The following is a 22,780-nucleotide window of genomic DNA, read 5'->3' on the forward strand; positions in this document are numbered from 1 at the left end:
TATGCACCAGCTTTTGGCCGGATGCACGTCAATTTCTTGCCTCTGACTACGACTTCCGTTCCATTCAGGTCAGCCGGACGGCGATACCCGTCTCTGCCTGCAACTGCTTCAGCAGGTCCGCCTGGCTGGACTGCGGCAGCTCGAAATCCACGTAATTCTGGCGTCCCGAGCCGTCGCGGTAAATGATCCGGAGCAGGTGATTCGCCATGAAAAACTGTAGCCCGGAGATCTGCCCATAGGGAACCGTCCGCTGCACCGCTTCCTTCACCACGAAGAGCACATTCTTCGAGTCGGCATCGAGGTTCAGCGTGCCTTCCCGCTGTTCCGCCTTGCCGGACTTTACCTGGTCGGCCGGAACCGTCACCTTGACCTTCGGATAGGCTGTCACCGCGCTCTCGGCCAAAGCCGTCATCCCGGACATAAGGCCGGACATAAAACCGGCGCACACCACCACCGTGGCGAGTCTCCTGTACATGCAGGTCACCTTTCGTCGTATAAAACTGCCTGTTGATTGGACTGCAGAAAGCCGCTTCAGGCGTCTTTCCTGAAATCCAGCCGGCTACACGGCCTTTGCCGCCCGCCGCGCCTGGATTTCGATGTACACGTGAATCAACGAGAGCGCTGCCGGGGTTACACCCGGAATGCGGCTCGCCTGCCCGATGGTCGCAGGACGCACGCGCAGCAGCTTCTCCTGCATTTCGCGCGAGAGCCCGCTGACGGCGGCGTAATCGAACCACTCAGGGATGGCCTTGCCCTCGGCCTTCTTCAGCTTCTCCATCGAGCGTTTCTGCTGGTCGAGGTACCCGGCGTACTTGATCTCGGTCTCGACCGACTTGATCTCGTTGCGCACCTGCGCGGTCAACGTGCCTTCTGTCTGCTCGAGCCATGCGGCGAAACGCTCGTCCTGCTCTGATTGCTGGAGCGTGACCAGCTCTTCGCGGATCAGAGGATAGAGTGCTTCGATGGTCGCCTCGGGCCGCTTGAGCACCTGCGCGTAGGTGTGGCCCTGCAGACCTGCGGAAGCAATCTCCGGCACGCACCCGGTTACGCGCTCCGGCACGACCTTACGCGCGGTTAGCAGCTTTTCGAGCGCCACCGCACGCGCCTGCTTGGCCTCGTACTCGGACCACGCCTCGTCCCCGATGAGGCCCAGCCTGCGGCCATAGGGCGTGAGGCGGCGATCGGCGTTATCGATGCGCAGGTGCAGGCGGAACTCCGCCCGCGAGGTGAACATGCGGTAGGGCTCGTTGGTGCCCTTCGAGATGAGGTCGTCGATCAGGATGCCGGTGTAGGCTTCGGTGCGGTCGAGCGTGAACGGAGCGAGACCGCGCACCGCGAGCGCCGCATTGATGCCCGCCATGATGCCCTGGCACGCCGCCTCCTCGTAGCCCGAGGTGCCGTTGATCTGGCCGGCAAGATAGAGTCCGCGGAAGCTCTTCACACGCAGCGAGCGGTCGAGCTCGGTCGGGTCGATGGCGTCGTATTCGATGGCGTAGCCGGGCCGCAGCATCTCGGCGTTCTCGAGGCCGGGGATCGAGCGCACAATCTGCCATTGCACTTCCATTGGCAGCGATGTCGACATGCCGTTGACGTAGACCTCGTGCGTGTTCAGCCCCTCGGGCTCGAGGAAGAACTGATGCTGCGCCTTGTCGGGAAACTTCACGACCTTGTCTTCGATGGAGGGACAGTAGCGCGGCCCGGTGGCCGAAATCTGCCCCGAGTACATGGGCGAACGCAGCACGTTCTCGCGAATGATCGCGAGCGTCTCGGGCGTGGTGTAGGCAATGTGGCAGGAGATCTGCCGCATGGGCAGCGTCTTCGTGCGGAAGCTGAAGGGCGTCGGATCGGCATCGCCCGGCTGCTCTTCGAAGCGAGCCCAGTCGATGGTGCGGCCATCGAGACGCGGCGGGGTGCCGGTCTTGAGGCGGCAACCGCGCAGGCCCAGCCGTTTCAGCGATTCGCCCAGCAGGATCGCAGGCGGCTCACCGCTGCGGCCGGCAGGATACTGCTCTTCGCCGCAGTGAATCAGTCCGTTGAGAAAGGTGCCCGTGGTGATGACGGTCGCGCCGGCGAGGATGGTGCGTCCGTCGCGCAGCTTGACGCCGACGATGCGAGGCTCGCCTTCGCCTGTGCTCTCTGTGGGGTTCTCGATGACCACATCGATGACTTCGGCCTGCTTGATGAACAGGTTCGGCTGCGACTCCAGCACCTCGCGCATCTTCACGCGATATTGCTGTTTGTCGCACTGCGCGCGCGGCGACCAGACGGCCGGTCCACGCGAGGTATTCAGCAGGCGGAACTGGATGCCGACCGCGTCGGCCACCTCCCCCATGATGCCGCCGAGCGCATCCACTTCGCGGACAAGATGCCCCTTGGCGATGCCGCCGATGGCGGGGTTGCAGGACATCTGCGCGATGAGGTCGAGGTTGAGGGTGAACAGCGCCGTGCGCAGTCCCATGCGCGCCGAGGCCATGGCTGCCTCGCAGCCGGCATGCCCCGCGCCCACGACCAGCACGTCGTATTGTTCGGTGAAAGCCATTGCAGACTTTATTTTATCGTGGGGCCGGCAGAATCCGCCCGGTTCCCGCCTGCCCGGTGCGTCCGGCTAACGATCGCGTCAGGCCAGCGATTCCGCCGGCGTCACCGGATGGAAGATGAACTCGGCACGGCATTCCAGGCAATGGGAATCGAATCCGCCTTCCGATCCGCTCTCTCTCGGCGTGCGATTTGCGATCGCGGCACCCCCGCATTCCTTGCAGTAGATATAGTCGTGTTCTTCGTGGAAATTTATCGCCATACGCTCCCCCTCTGGCAGCAGCAATCAGGATGAGAGTGATACTAGGGAGTCGGTTGTGCACCTGACCATTGCCAGAAGGAGGCAGGGCATCCCACGAAAGCCTGAGTGGCTTTGCCCCTTGGGGCAATCGGCTCACATCACATCTCGGCTTTGAGATGTGGGACGCAAGATCTCAGAGCTGGACGATCTGCAGGCCGGGGATTAGCTGGAAGTGCTTTACGTTGAGGGTGGCCACGCCGAAGCCGAGATGAAGGGCCGTCGCTCCGATCAGGAGGTCTTCGAAGCCAATCACAATGCCTCGCGCCGCCTGCTCGCCTTCGATCTTTCCCGCGAGTTGTGCAATTTCCAGTGAAAATGGATGCACAATCAGATCCTGCAAAGCCCCTTCCGCGAAGATGCGTCGCCTCTCGCGTTGTTCGCTCGTTCTTGCGCGAAACATGCCATGCGTAAGCTCAACGACGCTTACGGCTGAAAGCGCTACATCAACTTCCCCGTGCAAGGCCCGCACCCTGCGAAGAATGCCTTCGACAGGCTCCCTGCGACGCTCGCTGGCAATCAGGATAGAAGTGTCTAGAATGAACCCCACGGGATCAGTCCCACGCTGAGGTGTCGCGGGGCTTACGGTTGCGGATGATCTCTTCGAGATCGGCTGCAAACTCAGCATCCATCACGGACTCATAGCCCAGCTCTTTCGAGCGTGCCTCGGCCAATGCAATGGATTCAGAAATGGATCTGCGCGGTAAGGCTGGCGCCTTCAACACCGCCACGGTCTTCGGTCCATCTTCGATCACGACTTCCGCACCCGCGCGCACCTGCTCCAGCAGATTCGCGAAATCGCGCGCTGCCTCGGCTGCCGAGATGTGAATCGTTGCCATGCCCTTCATGATAGTCCCGAAGCAGGAGCCCGCACAGGGAAAACACCCCTTAACAAATATCCTCCATGCTCCACAAAAGGCGCAGAGAGGGTCGTGCCTCCCGCCCAAAAGCAGAGCCTGGACGGGGCACCCTCATCCTCCCGAATTTGCAGTCTTTGTGCTTGGGAATGAAACAGCCCAAAATAAAAGCGGCGGCCCGAAGGCCGCCGCCGGAGTTTCTCTTGCAGGTTTAGAAGTCGAGCTTCAGACCCAGCTGCACCTGGCGCTGGCTGTACACGAAGTTCGAGTTTGCATTCGTTACCGAGCCGAAGCCCGACTCGCCGCTCACGCCGCCCGTCGTCGAGAACGGGTTGTAGACCAGGTTCGAGCCCGAAATCGAGTAGGCCGTCGAGGTCACGCCCGTTACGTTGACGTGGTTGAAGACGTTGAAGACTTCGCCCAGCAGCTCGACGTTGAAACGCTGGCTGACGGGGAGGTCCTTTTCGAGGCGAAGATCGACGTCCGCCGTCTTCGGCTGCATGTAGGTATCGCGGCCGATCTGGGTCAGGTAGGTCGAGGTGGCCGAGCCGTTCATGCCCGAGCTCGCCGCAGCGTACGTGTAGTTGCCGTAGGTCTCGCTGGGCTGGGTGCCGGTGATCGCCGCCGAGTAAGGCAGGCCATTCTGAATCTGGATGACCGGATTCAGGTGCCAGCTGTTGATCAGGTACTTCTTCCAGTCGGCGGCGTTGCCCGGATAGTTCAACAGTGCCCAGGCCACGAAGCGGTTCGGCACGTTGAAGGTCGAGTTGCCGTAGTTCGCCCGCGGATTGTTCCACGGATCGTACCAGTTGTTCGTCGAGGGCGAGGTGCTCTCGTTCTGGTTGAAGTCGAGCGCGTGCGACCAGGTGTAGTTCACATCGAACTGGGCGTACTTGTTGCTGCGGTTGGTGAAGTCGACCGCCAGCGCGTTGTAGCTCGAGTTGATGTTGCTCACCACCTCGGTGACCGAGCCGAAGTCCGGATTCACGTAGGTGTTGATGGTGCTGCCGCTCTTCGGCTTCGCCGTCTTGGCGTAGACGTTCGAGGTGATGGTGGTGCCACAGGCCAGCGGTCCGCAGCTGCCGCCGGAGGTCTTCGGCGTAACCGTCAGCGTGGTCTGATACATGGTCGCCTGCGCCGTGCTGGTGGAAGTCGCCAGCGACGAGGGATTCAGGTTCAGGTTGAGGAAGTTCGGCAGCTCGCGGGCCGTCGAACCGAGATAGCTGATGGTGAAGGTGTTGCCGTGGCCGAAGTCCTGCTGCACGCTCAGGTCGAATTCCTGCGTCTGCGGGGCCTGGAAGTTCTTGGCGAAGTAGTCCAGGCTCGGCGTCGGGAAGGTGCCGGTGGAGATGACCTGCGGGAACTGCGGCACGGTCGCGCTCGCCGCGTCACCGTAGATGGAAGGCACGGTGTACTGGCCGAGCGGGCTGCCCGTGGCTTCATACGTGTTCAGGATGATGCCGTTCAGGATACGGCCGTAGTAGAGGCCATAACCGGCGTGGACCACCATCTTGCCCTGGCCGTAGGGATCCCATGAAAGACCTACGCGCGGACCGATGTTGTTCTTGTCGCTCGGCTGGTTCGCGGTCGGCGCATAGGGATACTTCTCGGTCGCGATCAGCGAAGGGAATGGCGGCGGAACGTGCTCGTAGTCGTAACGCACGCCCACGTTCAGCGTGAGGCGCGGGGTCAGCTTCCAGTCATCCTGCACGAAGAAGCCGTAGTCCATAGTGGTGATGGTGAACTTCGGCGTACCGAAGCCCTGGGTGAAGCCGTAGTAGCAGGGATCGCCGCCCAGGCCCGTCTGCGATTCGGAGCTGTCGCAGGTGCCGCCGGGCTTCAGGATGTCCGCGAAGAAGTCCGAGAAGTAGGTGTAGGTGTACACACCGTTGCTCTCGTAGAGATTGTTGATGGTGTCGGCGTTGCGCAGGATATCGAAGCCGAACTTGATGTTCTGGTTCTTGTAGGTCCAGTTGGCGGTGTCGCCCAGCTGCGTCTTGCGCTCGTCCGGATAGGCCGCGCGGAAGGAGTAGTACGGCATGCCGGCGGTGAAGCCGTTGTTCGTCGCGCCACCGTAGATGGAAAGCTGCACGGGCACGCCGGTGGAGTTGGTGAGGTAGTCCTGGGTGAAGGCGCTGTGGGCCTGCTGGCCTTCATCGTCCAGCTCGCGGCCGTACTGGAAGCGCAGTTCGTTCGAGAGCGAGGGCGAGAAGACGCTGGCCAGTTCGGCAAGGCCGTAGTCGAGCTTCACGAAGTCGGTACCGAAGGTGTCGACGGCGTAGTTGTTCGAGGTCTGGGTCTGCACGCCGCCCGGCGAATCCCAGCGCAGGCGATGGTAGAGCAGGCTCAGGTGCTCGGTGCCGGAGATCTGCCAGTCGAGCTTGGGGGTGTTCAGCACTTCATCGCCGGTACGCGGCGTGGTGCCGAGGTCGTCGAGCAGGCCGGGCGTGCTCAGACCGGTCAGCGTCGAAACCGCCGAGCCGTAGAGCAGCTGATCGTAGTGAAGCGCCGCGGTGGCATAGCTGCCGCCGTACACGCGCCAGGCCAGGGCGCAGGCGCCCGCGTCGCCCGCCGAACCGCTGCCGGTAAAGCTCGATGCCGTAGAGGTGGAGGTGCAAGCCGCGCCGGTCGGCAGGCTCGTGTCCGCGTACTGGTTGAAGAAAGCGCTCGGAGAAGCCGGCTTGGCTACGCCGGGGAAGTTACGGCGGTACTGGTCATAGGCATAGAACCAGAAGAGCTTGTCCTTGAGGAGCGGACCGCCGGCGCCGAAGCCCCAGCGCTTGCGCCAGTCCTTGGGCTGGAAGGGCTCGCCGGTAACGATGTTCGGAGCGCCGCCCGAAGCGGGCTCGGTCACGCTGGTGAAGGTGGTGAACGGGTTCAGCGCGCCCCAGTCGTTGTCGCGATCGTAGAAGTAGGTCTGGCCGTGGATCTGGTTGGTACCGCTCTTGGTAATGGCGTTCAGTACGCCGCCTGCCGCGCGGCCGAACTCGGCCGAGTAAACGCCGGTATTCACCTGGAACTCGGCAATCGCGATCTGCGAGGTCGAGTAGCCTTCACGCGTACGTCCGCGCTCTTCCGAGAAGAAGGCCTGGTTGTCGTCCGCGCCGTCGATTTCGACGTTGTTGAGCAGCGGGCTGATGCCGCGGAAGCTGATGAGACCGAAGCCGTTCGCGTCCGCCACGGCACCGGGCGTCAGCAGCGCCAGGTTCGACCAGCGGCCGCCGTTCAGCGGCAGGTTCACGATTTCCTTCGAGGTCAGGGTCTCGGAGATTTCCGGAGACTCGAACTTGAGCACCGGCGCTTCGCCGGAGACCGTCACCGACTCACTCGTGGAACCGGTGTTCAGCGAGGGATGCAGCTCGGTGAGCGAACCGACGGTGACCGCCACGCTATTCGCGTTATAGGTACCGAAGCCGCTTGCGGTGATGGTGACGGTGTAGGTGCCGGGGTTGACCAGCGGGGCCTTGAAGTAGCCGCTCGCGTCGGTCGTCAGCTTGATTTCGGCATTGGTGCCATCGTTGTGCAGCACCACATTCGCGCCGCCGATGACAGCGCCCGATGCGTCTTCCACCGTTCCGGCGATAGCACCCTGGGTCGTCGACTGCGCCATGGCCGAGGTCCAACACAGACCGGCCAGCACCAGCGAGAACACACAGCCACGAAAACCGCGGCTACGGCTCATACGATTCTTCATTCTCTTGGCTCTCCTAAAAAACTGCTTCCTGCTTTGCGGCCATTTCGATATCCCGGCCGCTTCTCTACGGTGTGGCTCGCAGCTCTAACCCGGCTTAGCCCATCCCACGGGGCAAAAGTCAGCACGCAGCAAAGCTGTTCTCACGGTCCTACCGCAGCAGGATTTCCAATCCTGCCTATCTACGTTGCCACAGTCTTATAAATAGTTTGTGACAATCTGAAACAATTGCCGCTTGATCCCCGTCAATGGCAACGCACACACCTGATCCGCGAGAACTGCTTGCGCGAAGGCAACAACCCTAGAATCTAAGCTTTACCCCGGCCTGCAGCTGGCGCTGCCGGTACGCGGCCGAGGTGTTCGCCGAGGTCACGGTTCCGAAGGCCGACTTCCCCGTCGCCCCGCTCAGATAGGTCAGCCGGCCATCATTCGTCTCTGTCGCGCTGTTATCGGCGTAGTAACCGATCGTTTCGATCGAAGTCACATTCTGGTGATTGAGCGCATTGAAGGCCTCGGCCATCACTTCGAGTGAAACGCGCTCGGTCAGCGAGGTCCGCTTCGCTACCCGCACATCCATATTGGTCACTGGTGGGCGGCGATACGTGTTCCGCCCAATCCAGGGCACGAGGTTGCCGCCTCCCAGCCCGTTCAGGCTCTCCCCCAGCCCGCTGATCGGAACATAGGAGCCCGTGATGACGCCGGGATCGTCGATGGCCGCGCAATCCGCGCCGGACTGCAGCCATTGCTCATAGGAGCAGGCCAACGCCGGGATGGAGCCGGTCGTCTGCATGGAGTACGGTAGGCCGCTGCGCCACTCGCCGGTCATGGCCAGGGTGTAGCCGGTGAAGGCGCGGCCGGCCCACTTCTTGAAGTGCCAGGGCTCGTGCAGCACCACCTGCCCGGCGATCCTCTGACGCGCGTCGAAGCTCGACGCCGCCCATTCGAGGCCCGGTTGCAGCGGGTCGTAGAGGCCGCTTTCCGTCACCAGCGCCGATGTCGCCGGGTTGCCGTCCCACGCATGCGCGTAGGTGTAACCGATGTTGAACTGCATCGCACCCTGCCGTCGCGTCAGCTTTAATGTGCCCGCCTCATACTTCGCGTTCGTCTCGCTCTCCAGCGCGTAGATGGCGTCGTACGCCGGGTTCAATCGCTTGTAGTAGAAACGACTGTCGTGCTCGACCGACGCATCGAGAGGACCGAGGTGATCGGGGTCGTCGATGGTGTAGCGGATGGTTCCCGTAGTGGTGAGGTCTACGTTGCGATCTACCACCTTCATCAGCTCGCGGCTCAGCGCGACGATGCCGCTGAGGCTCACCACCGTCTGCCTCCCGACGCGCTGCTGCAGCGTCGCCGCGCCCTGCATCACCTCGGGGTTCTGGAAATGGCGATCGAAGTACACGGCCTGGGGCACGATCGGCAGCACGGAGGAGGCGCCAAAGACATAGGGAAACGGCGGCGCGCCCACATCGAGCGGCTTGGCGTAGTAGCTCTGCGCGCCCACGCCGCTGCCCGTGAGCGTGACCGCGCTATACACCGCCGCGTTGGGGATGCGCCCATACGCAACGCCCGCGCCCGCCTCGATGACGGTGCGGCCGGAGCCGAAGATGTCCCACGCGAATCCGGCGCGAGGACCATAGTTGTTGCGATCCTGCGGCAGGAAGCCGGTCTGTGGCAGCGCCGCGTTCACGACCGTCCGATTCGTATCCGGCAGGCGCTCGCGCTCGTAGCGCACACCGGCCGAAAGCGTCAGTCGCCGCGTCAGTTTCCACTCATCCGAGAGATACGCGCCGTAATCTTCTGTTTCGATCGACCAGTCCGGCAGGCCCACCGTCTGCCGGTAGTACGAGTAGCAGGGATACTTCCCTGCCCCGGTCGAAGAGCCATCGCAGGAGTCCGGCGCGATCAGGTCCGACATGAAGTTCAGCAGCGAGGAATACGAGTACGCGCCGGTCTGCCCGTTTAGTCCGTCGATCACGTCCTGCACGTGCCCGTAATCGAAGCCGAGTTTCACGGCGTGCTTGTGGTGAACCCACGAGATGCCGTCCACGAACTGCTGGCGCTGCTCGTCCGGATAGGCGCGCTTGTCGCTGGCCGTACGCGTGCCGAAGGTGAAGCCATTCGTACGGTCGACGGCCACCTGCGGTGCCAGCCCCCATGCGGCGCTGGTCAGCGTCTGCTCGAAGGCCGCCGGCTTGCTCGGAAGCTGCGCCAGCCGCTCGCGGCTGTAGCCGAAGCGCGCCGCGTTGAGCAGGCTGGGGCTCACGGTGTAGGTCCAGCCACCTATGGCGGTTTCGCTGGTCGTCGAGCTGGTCCCGAAGCTACCCACGCCGTAGGTCTCGGTCGCCGCGGCCAGCGCGCCGTTGGTCGATTTGCGGCCCATCCCGCCTGCCTCCAGCAGCAGGCTGTGGCGATTGTTCGGCCGCCAGTCGAGCCGGGCGAAGCCGTTCTCCTGGTTCGCGGTGCGCGGGACGTTGCCCAGCATCCCGGCCAGCTCGCCCAGCGCGGTATCCCAGGCCGTGAGAGCCGCGGCGTCGGAGAGCCCGGCCCGCGCTGCCAGCGTCGCCACGTTCTGCGCGCTGGGTGCGGCGAAGAAGGTCTCCGGCAGATTCGCCCGCGCCACGCCGGGGAAATCCCGCCGCTGCATCTCGAAGGCCCCCAGCCAGAAGAGCTTGTCCCGCCGCAGCGGGCCGCCTGCCGAGGCGCTGCCTTCGCGGCGCACATCCGTCGGCTTGTAGGGGACGCTCACCCAGTCGCCCGCTGCGTCCTTCTCCGTGAGCGATTGATAGCCATTGCCCGCGCCCCAGGCGGCATCGCGATCGTAGAACGCCGCTTCGCCGTGCAGGTGATTGCTGCCGCCGCGCGTCACCGTGCTCACCACGCCTCCGGCGGCGTGGCCGTACTCGGAGCCGGCATTGGCCGTGCTCACCTGGAACTCGCGGATGGCGGCCTGCGCCGTGGCGTAGCCTCCGCTGGTGTTGCCGCGCGTCTGCGCATGAAAGGCCAGCGTGTTGTCGATGCCGTCCACCGTGGCCGCGTTCAGCATGGGGCTCAGGCCGCGATAACTCACGCCTGCCGCCGCGCCTGCTTCATCCGCACCCACAGCCGGGGTCACGGCGCCTGCCGAAAGCCCGGCCGCCGCGCTGCGGTCGCCGGTGGCCGAGGGCAGGTTGTCGACCGCGCCCTCGTCCAGATTGTCACTGAGCGCGGGCTGCGCGGCGGCTACCGTCTTGCGCTGCCGCGCCTTCCATTTCGGCTCGATGGCGGCCATGGTCAGCTGCGCGGTCATCGCCGTCACCCGGCCCACCTCGACGGTGACGCTCTCCGCCCGCCACACCGCGAAGCCAGGCGCGTTGATGCGCATGGTGTAGACGCCCGGCGCGACCTCGCCAAAGCGGAAATTCCCCTTCCGGTCGCTCAGGACCTGGATTTCGTCGCCGGTGGCCGTGTTCCTGAGCGTGATGAGCGCCGCGAAGAGACGGCCGCCCGCGTCTCGGATGGTTCCGGAGACCGCGCCCCCGGTGGGCGACTGCGCCCATGCAGGGATGGCCGCCAGCACCGCGCACAGCAGCAGCATGGCTGCCAGCCACTGGCTCCTTTTCCGACACCCTGACCCGCCCCGCGACCGTCTTCGGAATGGCACCGCACGCCTCGCCGTCCGCACCCGGAAAGCCCGCGCAAACCCTGCTGTAGACACACGCGCGCGGCCGCCGCACGGCCCTGCGGCTCACTCCTTCCGCCCGCGACCGTTCGCCGATGTTCTTCTGTTTCCCTGGTGAGGTGTCTGGAAGCGTACCCGATCCGATAAACTGTTAGTTCACAATGTTCATCGACGAAGCAAAAATCCGCGTAAAAGCCGGTGACGGAGGTAATGGCTGCATGGCCTTCCGTCGCGAGAAGTTTGTCCCCCGAGGAGGTCCCTCCGGTGGAGACGGCGGCCGCGGCGGCAACGTCATCATGGAATCGACCCAGCGCCACAACACGCTGATCTTCTTCCGCTATAACCCGGAGCATAAGGGCGAGCGCGGCGAGCACGGGCTCGGCTCGAACTGCACCGGCAAGGACGGCAAGGACATCATCCTGCAGGTGCCGGTCGGCACCGCTGTCTACGACCAGGAGACGGGCGAGCTGATTCATGACTTCCGCCTGCCCGACGAGCGAGTGGTCATCGCCAAGGCCGGCCGCGGAGGCCGCGGCAACCAGCACTTCGCCACCTCCACGCACCAGGCGCCGCGCGAGCACGAGCCCGGCTTCCCGGGCGAAGAGCGCATGCTGCGCCTCGAGCTGAAGGTGCTGGCCGATGTGGGCCTGGTGGGCTTCCCCAATGCGGGCAAGTCGACGCTGATCTCGCGCATCTCGGCGGCGAAGCCGAAGATTGCCGACTATCCCTTCACGACACTGCAGCCGAACCTCGGCGTGGTCTCGGTGGGCGAGGAGCCGCATGAGCAGAGCTTCGTCGTCGCCGACATTCCCGGGCTGATCGAGGGCGCGCACCTCGGCGCCGGACTTGGCACGCAGTTCCTGCGACACATCGAGCGCACGCGCCTGCTCGTCCACCTGGTGGATGTGTCGGACGCGAGCGGCCGTCCGGATGCGGTGGAAGACTTCAAGGTGATCCTGAAGGAGCTGGAGAGCTTCGGCCACGGCCTCGACGAGAAGCCGATGATCGTGGTGGCGACCAAGATCGACTCCGCCAATCCGGAGAAGCTCAAGAAGCTGAAGGCCGCGGCGAAACGCCGCAAGCTCGACTTCTACGAGATTTCCGCAGTGACCGGACAGGGCATCGAGGCTCTGAAGTATGCGATCGGGGCCAAGGTGGCGGAATATAAGGCTGCGGAGATCGGCTAAAGCGCTCAATTCCTACTCCGCAAATAGATGCGGAGTAGGAATGTTTGAAAGTAGGGTCCCCTAGAAGAACGCCGATAACTTCTGGAACCAAATTACTCGCCCATGCCAAACGAGATGCACTTTGCTTGTGAATCCTGTGGAAAACTGGGATCATGAATGAGTGCTTGCCGTCTTTTATTCTTTCGTGTTGAAGTCAAGCCTAGCGAGCGACGTAGAGCCTGATTGGAGAAAAAGATGCAAATGACCTTCGACGAAACGAAGGCTACTCAAGTGGCTGCCAAGTTCTTAAAGCTCGCTGGCGGAAGGCTGAAATACCTTGCCCTCATTAAACTGCTTTACAAGTTAGATCGCGAAGCCTTAAATCGCTGGGGCGTTCCTGTAACAACCGATCGATATGTATCGATGAAATTGGGTCCGGTCACCAGCAATATCTACAACCTGATTAAAGGAAGTAAAGCTTCCGCATCGCCAACTTTCTGGTCTTCCCACATCGAGCATGATGGGGGATATTCCGTCTCTCTAACTATCGATCCGGAAGACTCTGAGCTTTCAAAAGCAGAGGAAGATCTTATTGATGAGATTTTTGCTGCGGACGGCGGGAAAGATGGATTCAAATTGGCAGATGAATGTCATCGTGACTTTCCGGAATGGAACGATGAGGTCGGGAGTTCATCTACACCGATTGAGATCCCCGAAATCTTATCGGCATTAGGCAAATCAGAAGAGGAATTTGCCCATACGGAGTCAACGATCAGTGCTCAAAAAGCGCTAGCCAAGCTATTGGCCTCTTAAATCGTGACCTTCACGGCTGGCGACACATTCTTGTTTGATCTGAAACATGCTACGTCGCATCTGTGGGTCATAACAACCAACCCCAATCCCGATGGGTACGTATTGGTTGTCAGCTTGACCTCTCTGAAGGGCAGCAAAGATCAGACTGTAATCCTGAACCCTGCCGATCATCCATTTATCAAGTGGGCCACGTGCGTCGCCTATGCCTTCTCCGATCTCATGACAGTTGAGAAGCTATCTGAACTCATTGAATGCGGTAATGCGAAGCAGCACCATCCTATGAGCGCAGATCGCACCCAGCTGATCTTGGATGGCTTCCTTTCCTCTGACTTTACGAAGAAGAGAATCGTCCAGTTTGTGAAGCAATACAAGGCTACTCACAAACAGTGAGATCATCGTCCGCTCTGAATCCCTCAATTGACGCCGCCCTCCCTGCCCCGCTAACCTAATTTCAAATCTAAAGGCGATGGAGTTCGCCTCAACCGCGCCCTGGCGCTGATGACTCCTACGACTTTCCTTCGTAGGAGCACGTTTGAAATCCAACTCCGCCTTCCGTCTTTTCTCTGAGCAGTCGCATATCCTTCTGCAGCTTTTGCGCTGGCTGGGAATCGCCTCGTGCGCCGGTGTGCTTGGCGGCTCGGCGTCGGCGCTGCTGCTGGCCTCGCTCAACCTGGCCACCGATGTTCGCGAGTCGCACCTGTGGCTCATCGCGCTGCTGCCGCTGGCCGGGCTCTTCGTCGGCTGCCTCTACCGCTATCTGGGCTCGTCGGTCGAGGCGGGCAACAACCTCATCCTTGAGGAAGTCCACGAGGAGGTGCAGCATCCGCGGGGGACCATCCCGCTGCGGATGACGCCGCTGATCCTGCTCGGCACCTTTCTGACGCACCTCTTCGGCGGCTCGGCCGGGCGCGAGGGCACCGCCATCCAGACGGGCGCCTCGCTCGCCGACCAGCTCACACGCCTCTTCCGCCTCCGGAGGGGCGACCGCCGCATCCTGCTGATGGCCGGCATCAGCGCGGGCTTCGGCTCGGTGTTTGGGACGCCGCTGGCCGGGGCGGTCTTCGGCATCGAGGTGCTGGCCATCGGCCGGCTCAGCTACGCGGCCATCTTCCCCTGCTTTGTGGGGGCCTTTGTGGGCGACCTCACCACCCGCGCCTGGCATGTGCACCACACCGTCTACACGGTGACGCAGCTGGCGCCGATGACCCCGCGGAACCTGCTGGCGGCCTGCGCGGCGGGCATCGCCTTCGGCGTGACCGCGATGCTGTTTGCCAAGGCGACGCACGCGATCTCGCACTTCATGAAGAAGCACATTGCGTGGGGACCGGCGCGGCCGCTGCTCGGCGGCATCGTAGTGGCGCTGGCCGTGGCTGCGGTGCACACGACGCGCTACATCGGGCTGGGTGTGCCGGTCATCGTCGAATCGTTCCAGCATCCGCTCCACTGGTATGACTTTGCCGCGAAGTTCGCCTTCACCGCGGTCACGCTGGGCACGGGCTTCAAGGGCGGCGAGGTGACGCCGCTGTTCTACATCGGCTCGACGCTGGGCAACGCGCTGGCGCACATTCTGCCGCTGCCTACCTCGCTGCTTGCCGGGATGGGCTTTGTCGCCGTCTTTGCCGGGGCCGCGAATACGCCCATCGCTTCGAGCCTGATGGCGGTGGAGCTCTTCGGCGCCGAGGCCGGGGCCTTCGCGGCGATTGCCTGCGTGGTCAGCTATCTCTTCAGCGGGCACTCGGGCATCTACCACGCGCAGCGGCTGGGCAGCAGCAAGCATGCGGCGCTGACGCACGAGGAAGGCCTGTCGCTGGCGCTGATCGCGAAGCAGCGCGAGGAAAAGCAGACCCGGCTGCAGAGATGGAAACAGCGCGTGGCCGAGAGGCATGCGAAGAAGCCCTCGGACCCGGCGAAACACTGATTCCTCCCGCCCAGGCTTCGCCTGGACGGGGCACCCAGCTCCTCGCTTGTTCAAGGAGAACCGCAGGTTCCTCCACTGCGCTTCGCTTCGGTCGGAATGACAACTTCGAGGTGAGAAATAGAGCGGCCAAACGAATATATCGATATGACCCAGTAAACGCCTGCTCATGACACAGTCTCAGCCTGCCGGATACCATTGCCTTATATGACAACTTCAGTCCGCTCCGCCGCCTCCCGTTGCGGCACTGCATCACTTTGCCGAGCTGCCTTCTGTGCTCTGCTCGCCTTCGCTTCCGCCTCACTGGCTGCCGCCCAGACCGCACCCACGCCCTCAAAGGCCACGATGGAAGACCTGCGCGGACTGGCCCCGGTAAGCGCACTCTCGAACACTCCGGCCGGAGAGAGCACGCTGGCCGCAAACCTGCGCGTGACCGGCGGCATCGAGACAGGCAAGATCCATCAACCCACGCTGCTGCCCTTCAAGGAGCAGGAGCAGCTGGCGCTGGCCGATGTGTACACGCCGGGCCATGACCTGGCGCAGCTCTCGGACGGGCTGGGAACGAAGCTGAGCGCGGCCTACCTGACGCACTTTCACGTCATCGACCGCGGCCATGACACGCCGCTGGCACCGGCGATGGAGCGGCTGGTGGCCTTCTCGCTTTCGACGACCGGCAACCACTCCAATGCGGGCAAGTTTTTCTTCGGCGACGGCACTACGGATGGCACAGTGCCCGTCTCGCCTGAGGTGAAGGCCATTTATGCCGAGATTCACGGCAGTCCCGACCCCTTTGGCCGCGCGTATCACCTGCCGGCTGGCGCGAAAGGATCCGACCCTTACGGCGACTCGAGGCCTTTCCAGACTGAGCCTGCGTTCAAACATTACTCCGGCACCGACTACTTCCACACGCCTGCCACCAACGACGAATACGACCGCGGCCGGCTGATGGACCTGACGAAGAATCCCTCGTATCCGAGCGGCCACACCACCCACGGCTACACCGGCTCGCTGATATTGGCGCTGCTGGTGCCTTCGCGCTACCAGCAGATGGTGGCGCGCGGCGCGGAGTACGGCAATGACCGCATCCTCGTGGGCGCGCACTATGCGATGGACGTGCTGGGCGGGCGCACGCTTGCGCTGCATGACATGGCACACCTGCTGGCGAACGATCCTGCCTACGTGAAGGAATCGCCGGATGGACAGCTGCCGCCGATCGGAGACTTCCAGGCAGCGATCAAGGCCGCGCGCGCCGAGCTCACGCCGATCCTCGAAGCCGCCTGCGGCGCAAAGGTAGAGACCTGCGCTGCCGACGACACAGGCCGCTTCCGCCATGCCGATGCGAACCAGGCCTTCTACGAGGCGACGCAGACCTACGACCTGGGGGTTGCGCATCCGGAGACGGCGAACAAGGTGGAGGACGTGGCGAAGATCGCTCCCGAGGCCGGCTATCTGCTGACCACGGCCTTCCCCGGCCTCTCGCTCGAGCAGGCCGACCGCATCCTCACGGAAACCGAAGGCCCCGGCGGAGGCTTCCTGGACGACGGTTCGAACTTCGGTCTGTATTCGCGCATCAATCTCTATGCCGCGGCTGGGGCTGCTGCGCAGCGCTCGGCTGTCGCCAGGTAAGCACGTCTACCGAGAAATAAGAAGGCCGCCTGCATGGGCGGCCTTCTTGCATGCATGAAACGATGCGCTTTAATTTCCGGCATGCCAATACTGGCTGAAGCCGCTGTATGCGGCGGGCAGAGCTGCGAGGATCCTGCGGCGCATCTCCAGCAGATCGACGGAGCCGAGCGTCTTGTAAATGACCTCGCCCTTCGGACCGAAGACCACGGTGTAGGGCACGGCTGATTTCCATGCCGGATCGAAGGCCGCCTGCAGTGCGGATGTATCGTCGGACGCAAACAGGTAGTTCGTGCTGGTGGCATGCTTCTTCTCGAGGAAGTGCTGCACGCTGGGCTGCTCGTCCGGCGTATTCGCGGAGACCGTGATCAGCTCCAGGTCGCGGTCGCTGTACATGCGATAGGTGTCTTCGAGATCGGCGAACTCGGCCACGCAGGAGCCACACCACGTTGCCCAGAAATTCACGATGGTGACGTGGCCCGTGGGCTGGCGAAGCTTCTTCAGGCCCGCTGTGTCGATCGATGCGACATGCACCGGCTCGGCATCAAGCTTCGCCTCTGCGGCCTCGCGCATCGACGCCTTCTCCGGCCACTTGGTCGAGCAGCCGAAGGTCCCTGTCTGCTTTACCGCAATCTCTTTGCCTGCGAGCAGCGCATCGATGGCATTCTGCGCGTCGTGCGTGGTGACCTTCTCGATGCGGTAATTGTTGTCGAAGCGGCCCTCGTAGCGCAGCCTGCGGCTCTTATCGAAAACGAAGACATGCGGCGTGGCCTGCGGTCCGTAGGCCTGCGTCACAGCCGGCGCGTCGCCCGCATAGAGATAGGGATAGCGCAGGTGCTTGTAGGCCACGCGCAGCTTCATCTCCGGCAGCGTATCGCTGGTGTCGGAGGAATCCAGCTCGTCGATGCTGATCGCCTTCGGGTCATTGCCCATGATGGCGACGACGGCTACGCCCTTCTTTCCATAAGCCTCATAGAGCTGCTCGATGCGCTGCTCGTACATCTGCGCGATGGGACAGTGATTGCAGGTGAAGATCACCGCGAGCACCGGGCTGGCGGCGTAATCGCTGAGCGCGTGCACCTTCCCATCCGCACCCGGCAGAGAGAAGTCCGGCGCAGGCGAGCCCAGAGCCAGAATCGGATGCTCCTGCTGCGCGTGAAGCGACAGGGCTGCAATTGCAATCATGATTGCTACAAATAGCTTCTTTCCCATCGAGACACTTCTCCTGAGCAGCCTGCTTCTGGCACTTTACTCTTCCCCATGAGCCACAGAAAAGCCCGGAGCACGCGGTCCGCATCGTCTGCGGGCTACGCCGTCCGGGCTTTCGCTTGCGAGGCTGTGGACCTTACTCCGCCGGAACCACCGGCAGGCTGATGTAGCTGGCCTGATCCGGCGCGTGCCAGATGCGCTGCGTCGCCTTCTGATAGTCGCCGGGCTTTGCGGTGAAGATGTTATCCACGTACTTCTGCGGATTGCGGTCGTAGAGCGGAAAGAGCGTGGACTGCACCTGCACCATGATGCGATGGCCGGGCAGGAAGGTGTGATTCACCATCGGCAGACCGAAGACATAGGGCAGCGGCGTATCCGGCTTGATGGGCTCGGGATGCTCGAAGCTGGTGCGATAGCGGCCGCGGAAGATATCGATGCCGACCGGCAGCTCATAGCCGTTGTGGATGCCGGCCTGCTCCGCAGGCAGCTCCGACTCCGGTTGCACGTCGATGAGCTTCACCACCCAGTCCGAATCCGTGCCGCTGGTCGAGGCGATGAGATGCACCGTCGGCTCACCGGAGAGCTTCATCGGCTCCTTCAGCGGCTCGCTGACGTAGGTCACCACGTCGGGACGCCCATCGACAAAGCGCTGGTCGGTGACGAGCCACGTCCGCCAGTTGGAGCCATCGACGGGACGCGTGACATAGGGCACGGGCTTCGCAGGATCGGAGACGTACTCGTCGAACTGAGGCCCTTCGGCGGGCTTATCGAACGAGAGCTTGCCGTCCGCCTGAAGATAGAGCGGCTTCGATTCGGTCGGGCAGCCCTTTTCGCAGGCTTCGGGGAAGACCTTCTTCGTCTCCCAGCGGTCGAGGCCAGGGTTGTAGATCCACGCGTTCGGCGTGTCGGCCTTGGGCGAGCCGGGCTTCAGGTACTGGTCGAAGAAGGGCAGCAGGACATCCTCGCGCCATTGCGCGGTCGTATCGGTGGCCCACACCAGCGGGCCGAGATTGCGGCCCGGACGGTTGACCTGGCTGTGGAACCATGGGCCCATCACGAGGTGATTCATCGAGTCCGGCACACCTGCGGCCTTGAGCGCGCGGTAGCTGTGGATGGCGCCCCACATGTCTTCCTGATCCCACAGGCCCTGCTCCCACATGGTGGGCACGGTGAGCTTCTTCTGCGCGATCAGCTTGTCGAGAGCCTGCGACTGCCAGTAGCCGTCATAGGACGGGTTGTCACGCATGACCTTCCAGAAGGGCAGCTGCTCCATGCCCTGCGCCTGCGCGAAGGCATCGGCGGAGCCGGCTTCGAGGAAGTTCGTGTAGTCGTCCTTGTACTTGCTCGAGACACGCGGACCCTCGCCACGCGCCGATGTCTGCCCCAGCACGTAGGCGATGTTGACCTGGCGGAAGGCTCCGTAGTGGAACCAGTCGTCGCCCATCCAGCCGTCGACCATCGGGCTTTCGGGCGCGGCCACCTTCAGCGCGGGGTGCGGATGGAGCAGGGCCATCACCACGGTGAAGCCCTCGTAGCTCGAACCGATCATGCCCACGCGGCCATTCGACTCGGGCACGTTCTTCACCAACCAGTCGATGGTGTCGTAAGCATCGGTGGTGTCGTCGGCGCCGCTCGGGTTGTAGCCGGAATTCACCGGCGGGGCCGTCATCAGGTACACGCCCTCCGAGCCGTACTTGCCGCGAATGTCCTGGTAGACACGGATATAGCCGTCCTTGACGAAGATCTGGTCACTGAGCGGCATGGTGTCGAACATGGTGTCCTTGTCGCCGGTGGCCGAGGCGCGATGCGCCGCGTCATAGGGCGTGCGCGTCAGCACGATCGGCGCATTCTTCGCACCCTTCGGCACCATGATCACGGTGTAGAGCTTAGTGCCGTCGCGCATGGGCACCATGACCACGCGCTTGTCGTAATCCTTGTGCCGCTCGGGCGCGACGAACTTCGCCGGCAGATCGTCCGACGGCAAGGATGGATCGGCCAGCTTCACCTGCTGCGCCATCAAACCCGAACTCAAACTTACACTCAGCAGACCGGCAACCAGCCACTGCGAACGATTCACGCCCAGCACCCCACGCTCAAGATTTCAGAGGAATTGCGAATGGGGAAAGGGTATCACCGCGGGCACAGAACTGCCGACATAGAGTAAGACGCACCGGCAACGTCTTCAATCATTCCACATCCCGGCAATCGGAATGAGGGCTCGGTGCTAGCTTCCGACTGTCTGTACTTACAAACTCAGTTAGGAAGCTGGGGTGCAGGCAATACCTGCGGTGCGAGCTCAGGGGGCAGGGGAAATGAGATCTCCAGCGCCTTCAGGGCGCTATCTGCTTCGGCTTTCTCGCGCCATTTCCGGGCAAATTGCGCTATGTGCGAGTAAGGTGTATCTCCTCGCTGCCGGTCAGCATTCATCTGCCCGACCATGTTGATATCCACCTGCTCTCTCCCATTCCAGTAGGCGCAGGTTATCGGCTGTTCTCTGCATCCCGGGTTACTCATTTTCTTCCTGTCTTCGTCGGACAAGCGCTGCGCCTCTCCTGCAAGCACTGCCGGTGTGAACTTGCCGGCAGCTTCACCCTCTGTCGCCTCTACCCAGAACCGCGCGGCAGACAGGATGCCGTCCCGCCTCGCCTGCAGGGCATGCACGACATTCTCATTCCCTTCGTATGAGCCGTCGGCATAGATCACCCCGTCAATATCCCCTGCCCATGTGCATCCGGAGGGCTGAGGTGAGAGATTCTGGTCTGAAAAAAATCGCACGCCGGGCAGGATCACGCTTTCCTGCATGGCTTCATCGGTAGGACGGTGAGAGATGCTCTCATAAGGGCTGTCGAGTGCGTCATGTACCGTGGCGGTGCCGGCGTTTCCACATTTGCCTTTGAAGTGAAAGGCTTCGATCGGCTTCTGCGAATCGTTGACGAGAATGACCCAGCCGCTCGATCCATCCGACAACTCCATGTGATAGCCGCGGCTATTCGCGGCAAGCAGCACGGAACATCCACAGAGAGCCACGGCAATCAGTGGCAGTGACGACAACGGCATCTTATTCCTCCCCAACAGTCACGCTCCCGCACTCTATCCCTGAATCCCTGCCCTGTCACCCGGCTTTCGCTCCTCTCCTCATCACCCCACCCTGTATCCTGTTCCTTGGCCATGACGTTCCCGACATACAACCTCCGGATCCGGTCCACTAAAGTTGTCATCCCTCCTGTCTTTGTCGTCGAGGAGATGCCGCTCACCGAAACCGCCTCGCGCACCGTGTTTGAGGCGCGCCAGCAGATCGTGAACATCCTCAACGGCGCGGACGACCGTCCGGTCGTCGTCGTGGGGCCCTGTTCCATCCACGATCCGGAGGCGGCGAAGGAGTACGCCGGGCTGCTCAAGCAGGCCATCGCCGAGCTCTCCGAGGACCTGATGATCGTGATGCGCGTGTATTTCGAGAAGCCGCGCACGACCATTGGCTGGAAGGGACTCATCAACGATCCCTACTTCGACGAGTCGTTCCGCATCAGTGACGGGCTGCGCATCGCCCGCCGCCTGCTGCTCGAGCTGGCCGAGATGGGGGTGCCCTCAGGCACCGAGTTCCTGGACATGATTTCGCCGCAGTACGTCTCCGACCTGGTGAGCTGGGGCGCCATCGGCGCGCGCACCACCGAGAGCCAGGTGCATCGCCAGCTGGCGTCGGGACTCTCCTGCCCGGTCGGCTTCAAGAACGGCACCTCGGGCAACGTGCAGATCGCCGTCGAAGCAATTCTCTCGGCGACGCACTCGCACACCTTCCTCGGCACCACGGAGACGGGGCAGTCGGCCATCCTGCTCACCGCGGGCAATCCGGACTGCCATATCATCCTGCGCGGAGGACGCGGCGTGACCAACTACAACGCCGAGTCCGTGGCCTCGACCGCCGCGCAGATGGAGAAGACCGGCGTACCGCCGCGCATCATGATCGACTGCAGCCACGCCAACAGCGGCAAGGACCATCGCCGCCAGGGTGTGGTGTGCCGCGACGTATCCGCGCAGATCGCAGCCGGTGACCGCCGCATCATGGGCATCATGATCGAGAGCAACCTGGTGGCCGGCGCGCAGTCGCTGGTCGACGGCAAAGCCCCGGTCTACGGGCAGAGCATCACCGACGCCTGCATCGACTGGCCGGAAACGTTCGAGCTGCTGCGCGAGCTGGCCGCCGCAACGCGCGTGCGCCGCACGGCTGCGGTACCGGCTTAAGCTTCTGATCGATCCCAGGTCTCAGAATCGAGACCTGGGGCACCCGGGGTTCGCTCCTAAGAAACATATGCTTGCTCCTCCCACCCAAGCGGAGCTTGGTGTTCCCCACTCAAGCCAACACCAGGCTTGAATCGGCCACCGTCGGATTCCCGCGAACCCACATCTCGAACAGAATGAGATATGGGGCACCCTGATCCTCGCTGGTTGAGACAACCGCAGGTCCCTCCACTTCGCTTCGCTCCGGTCGGGATGACAAGACTTCAGGGATTGGGTAGATCGTGTGGGAATCAGGTAGCATAGGCCTCTTATGCCTCGATCCGCCTGCAGCCCTGCATCCACCTTCACCGCCGACCACATCGGCATCTGGACCTCGTGGCTCTGCGTCGCGCATTGCCTGCTTACGCCGGTGCTGCTTTCGATGTCCGCAGTCCTCGCGCACTTTCTGCCGTCGGAAGAGCATGTTCATCGCACGCTCGCCGTCTTTATCGCCTTCATCGGCGCGGTGGCCATTGTGCGCGGATTCCGCCGCCATCGCCGCCGCCGCGTGATCGCGCTGATGGCCGCGGGCCTCGCCATCCTCTTTTTCACGGCCTTTTACGGCGACCTGTTGCCGAATCACATCGTCGAAGTCGGCGTCACCTTCTGCGGCAGCCTGCTGATGATCTCCGCGCACCGCATCAATCACACCTTCTGCAAGCGCTGCGACTGCGTTCCTTCTGCATGACCCAGCGGAAGTCCGGGTAAAGCGTTTTGCGGCGCAGCCGCCCGATGCGAAT

Annotated in this window: 16 protein-coding genes and 1 riboswitch; of the genes, 7 read left to right on the top strand and 9 right to left on the bottom strand. The window is 62.8% G+C overall.

The window, feature by feature from the left end:
* Window positions 1-64: 64 nt before the first annotated feature.
* From QM649_RS13205 to QM649_RS13230, 6 genes are all read right to left on the bottom strand, one after another.
* The gene (locus tag QM649_RS13205) at window positions 65-475 is read right to left on the bottom strand and encodes a hypothetical protein (protein ID WP_415199515.1); all 411 of its coding nucleotides are present in this window, start codon (window positions 473-475) and stop codon (window positions 65-67) included.
* Window positions 476-559: 84 nt separating this feature from the next.
* Window positions 560-2,539 (bottom strand): tRNA uridine-5-carboxymethylaminomethyl(34) synthesis enzyme MnmG, encoded by a 1,980-nt coding sequence (gene mnmG / locus QM649_RS13210; RefSeq protein WP_415199516.1) that lies wholly within the window; start codon window positions 2,537-2,539, stop codon window positions 560-562.
* Window positions 2,540-2,969: 430 nt separating this feature from the next.
* Complete coding sequence (locus QM649_RS13215) at window positions 2,970-3,461, bottom strand: PIN domain-containing protein (protein ID WP_415199517.1); 492 nt, start codon at window positions 3,459-3,461, stop codon at window positions 2,970-2,972.
* Window positions 3,388-3,672, bottom strand: a complete 285-nt coding sequence (locus QM649_RS13220) for a hypothetical protein (protein ID WP_415199518.1) — start codon at window positions 3,670-3,672, stop codon at window positions 3,388-3,390. Before QM649_RS13220 ends, QM649_RS13215 begins: the two co-directional genes overlap by 74 nt.
* 229 nt (window positions 3,673-3,901) lie before the next feature.
* Window positions 3,902-7,372 (bottom strand): TonB-dependent receptor domain-containing protein, encoded by a 3,471-nt coding sequence (locus QM649_RS13225; protein ID WP_415199519.1) that lies wholly within the window; start codon window positions 7,370-7,372, stop codon window positions 3,902-3,904.
* A 310-nt stretch (window positions 7,373-7,682) separates the two neighbouring features.
* A complete protein-coding gene (locus QM649_RS13230; protein WP_415199520.1) occupies window positions 7,683-10,955 on the bottom strand; it encodes a TonB-dependent receptor domain-containing protein in 3,273 nt (1,090 codons plus the stop codon).
* A gap of 245 nt (window positions 10,956-11,200) precedes the next feature.
* Between QM649_RS13230 and obgE the strand changes: the two genes are divergently transcribed.
* From obgE to QM649_RS13255, 5 genes are all read left to right on the top strand, one after another.
* Window positions 11,201-12,226: a GTPase ObgE gene (gene obgE, locus QM649_RS13235; protein ID WP_415199521.1), complete on the top strand. Its 1,026-nt coding sequence runs from the start codon at window positions 11,201-11,203 to the stop codon at window positions 12,224-12,226.
* Window positions 12,227-12,466: 240 nt separating this feature from the next.
* Window positions 12,467-13,018 (top strand): Panacea domain-containing protein, encoded by a 552-nt coding sequence (locus QM649_RS13240; RefSeq protein ID WP_415199522.1) that lies wholly within the window; start codon window positions 12,467-12,469, stop codon window positions 13,016-13,018.
* A gap of 30 nt (window positions 13,019-13,048) precedes the next feature.
* Entirely contained in the window at window positions 13,049-13,408 is a 360-nt protein-coding gene (locus QM649_RS13245) for a hypothetical protein (RefSeq protein ID WP_415199523.1), read from the top strand.
* A gap of 63 nt (window positions 13,409-13,471) precedes the next feature.
* Window positions 13,472-13,533: riboswitch (Fluoride riboswitch) on the top strand.
* A 17-nt stretch (window positions 13,534-13,550) separates the two neighbouring features.
* Complete coding sequence (locus QM649_RS13250; RefSeq protein ID WP_415199524.1) at window positions 13,551-14,936, top strand: voltage-gated chloride channel family protein; 1,386 nt, start codon at window positions 13,551-13,553, stop codon at window positions 14,934-14,936.
* A 204-nt stretch (window positions 14,937-15,140) separates the two neighbouring features.
* A complete protein-coding gene (locus tag QM649_RS13255; protein WP_415199525.1) occupies window positions 15,141-16,559 on the top strand; it encodes a phosphatase PAP2 family protein in 1,419 nt (472 codons plus the stop codon).
* Window positions 16,560-16,628: 69 nt separating this feature from the next.
* Here QM649_RS13255 and QM649_RS13260 read toward each other — a convergent pair whose 3' ends face one another.
* From QM649_RS13260 to QM649_RS13270, 3 genes are all read right to left on the bottom strand, one after another.
* Window positions 16,629-17,768, bottom strand: coding sequence for a redoxin family protein (locus QM649_RS13260; protein WP_415199526.1), 1,140 nt, complete (start codon window positions 17,766-17,768; stop codon window positions 16,629-16,631).
* A gap of 133 nt (window positions 17,769-17,901) precedes the next feature.
* Window positions 17,902-19,842: a CocE/NonD family hydrolase gene (locus QM649_RS13265; protein ID WP_415199527.1), complete on the bottom strand. Its 1,941-nt coding sequence runs from the start codon at window positions 19,840-19,842 to the stop codon at window positions 17,902-17,904.
* A gap of 176 nt (window positions 19,843-20,018) precedes the next feature.
* Entirely contained in the window at window positions 20,019-20,771 is a 753-nt protein-coding gene (locus tag QM649_RS13270) for a hypothetical protein (protein WP_415199528.1), read from the bottom strand.
* A 162-nt stretch (window positions 20,772-20,933) separates the two neighbouring features.
* On the opposite strand from QM649_RS13270, the gene QM649_RS13275 reads away from it, so the two are divergent.
* Both QM649_RS13275 and QM649_RS13280 read left to right on the top strand, forming a co-directional pair.
* Window positions 20,934-22,004 carry a 3-deoxy-7-phosphoheptulonate synthase gene (locus tag QM649_RS13275; RefSeq protein WP_415199529.1) on the top strand — a complete coding sequence of 357 codons (1,071 nt, stop codon included), beginning with the start codon at window positions 20,934-20,936 and terminating at the stop codon, window positions 22,002-22,004.
* Window positions 22,005-22,311: 307 nt separating this feature from the next.
* Window positions 22,312-22,728 (top strand): MerC domain-containing protein, encoded by a 417-nt coding sequence (locus QM649_RS13280; RefSeq protein WP_415199530.1) that lies wholly within the window; start codon window positions 22,312-22,314, stop codon window positions 22,726-22,728.
* Window positions 22,729-22,780 lie beyond the last annotated feature (52 nt).

The organism is Silvibacterium sp., assembly GCF_047605705.1.
GTDB lineage: Bacteria > Acidobacteriota > Terriglobia > Terriglobales > Acidobacteriaceae > Silvibacterium.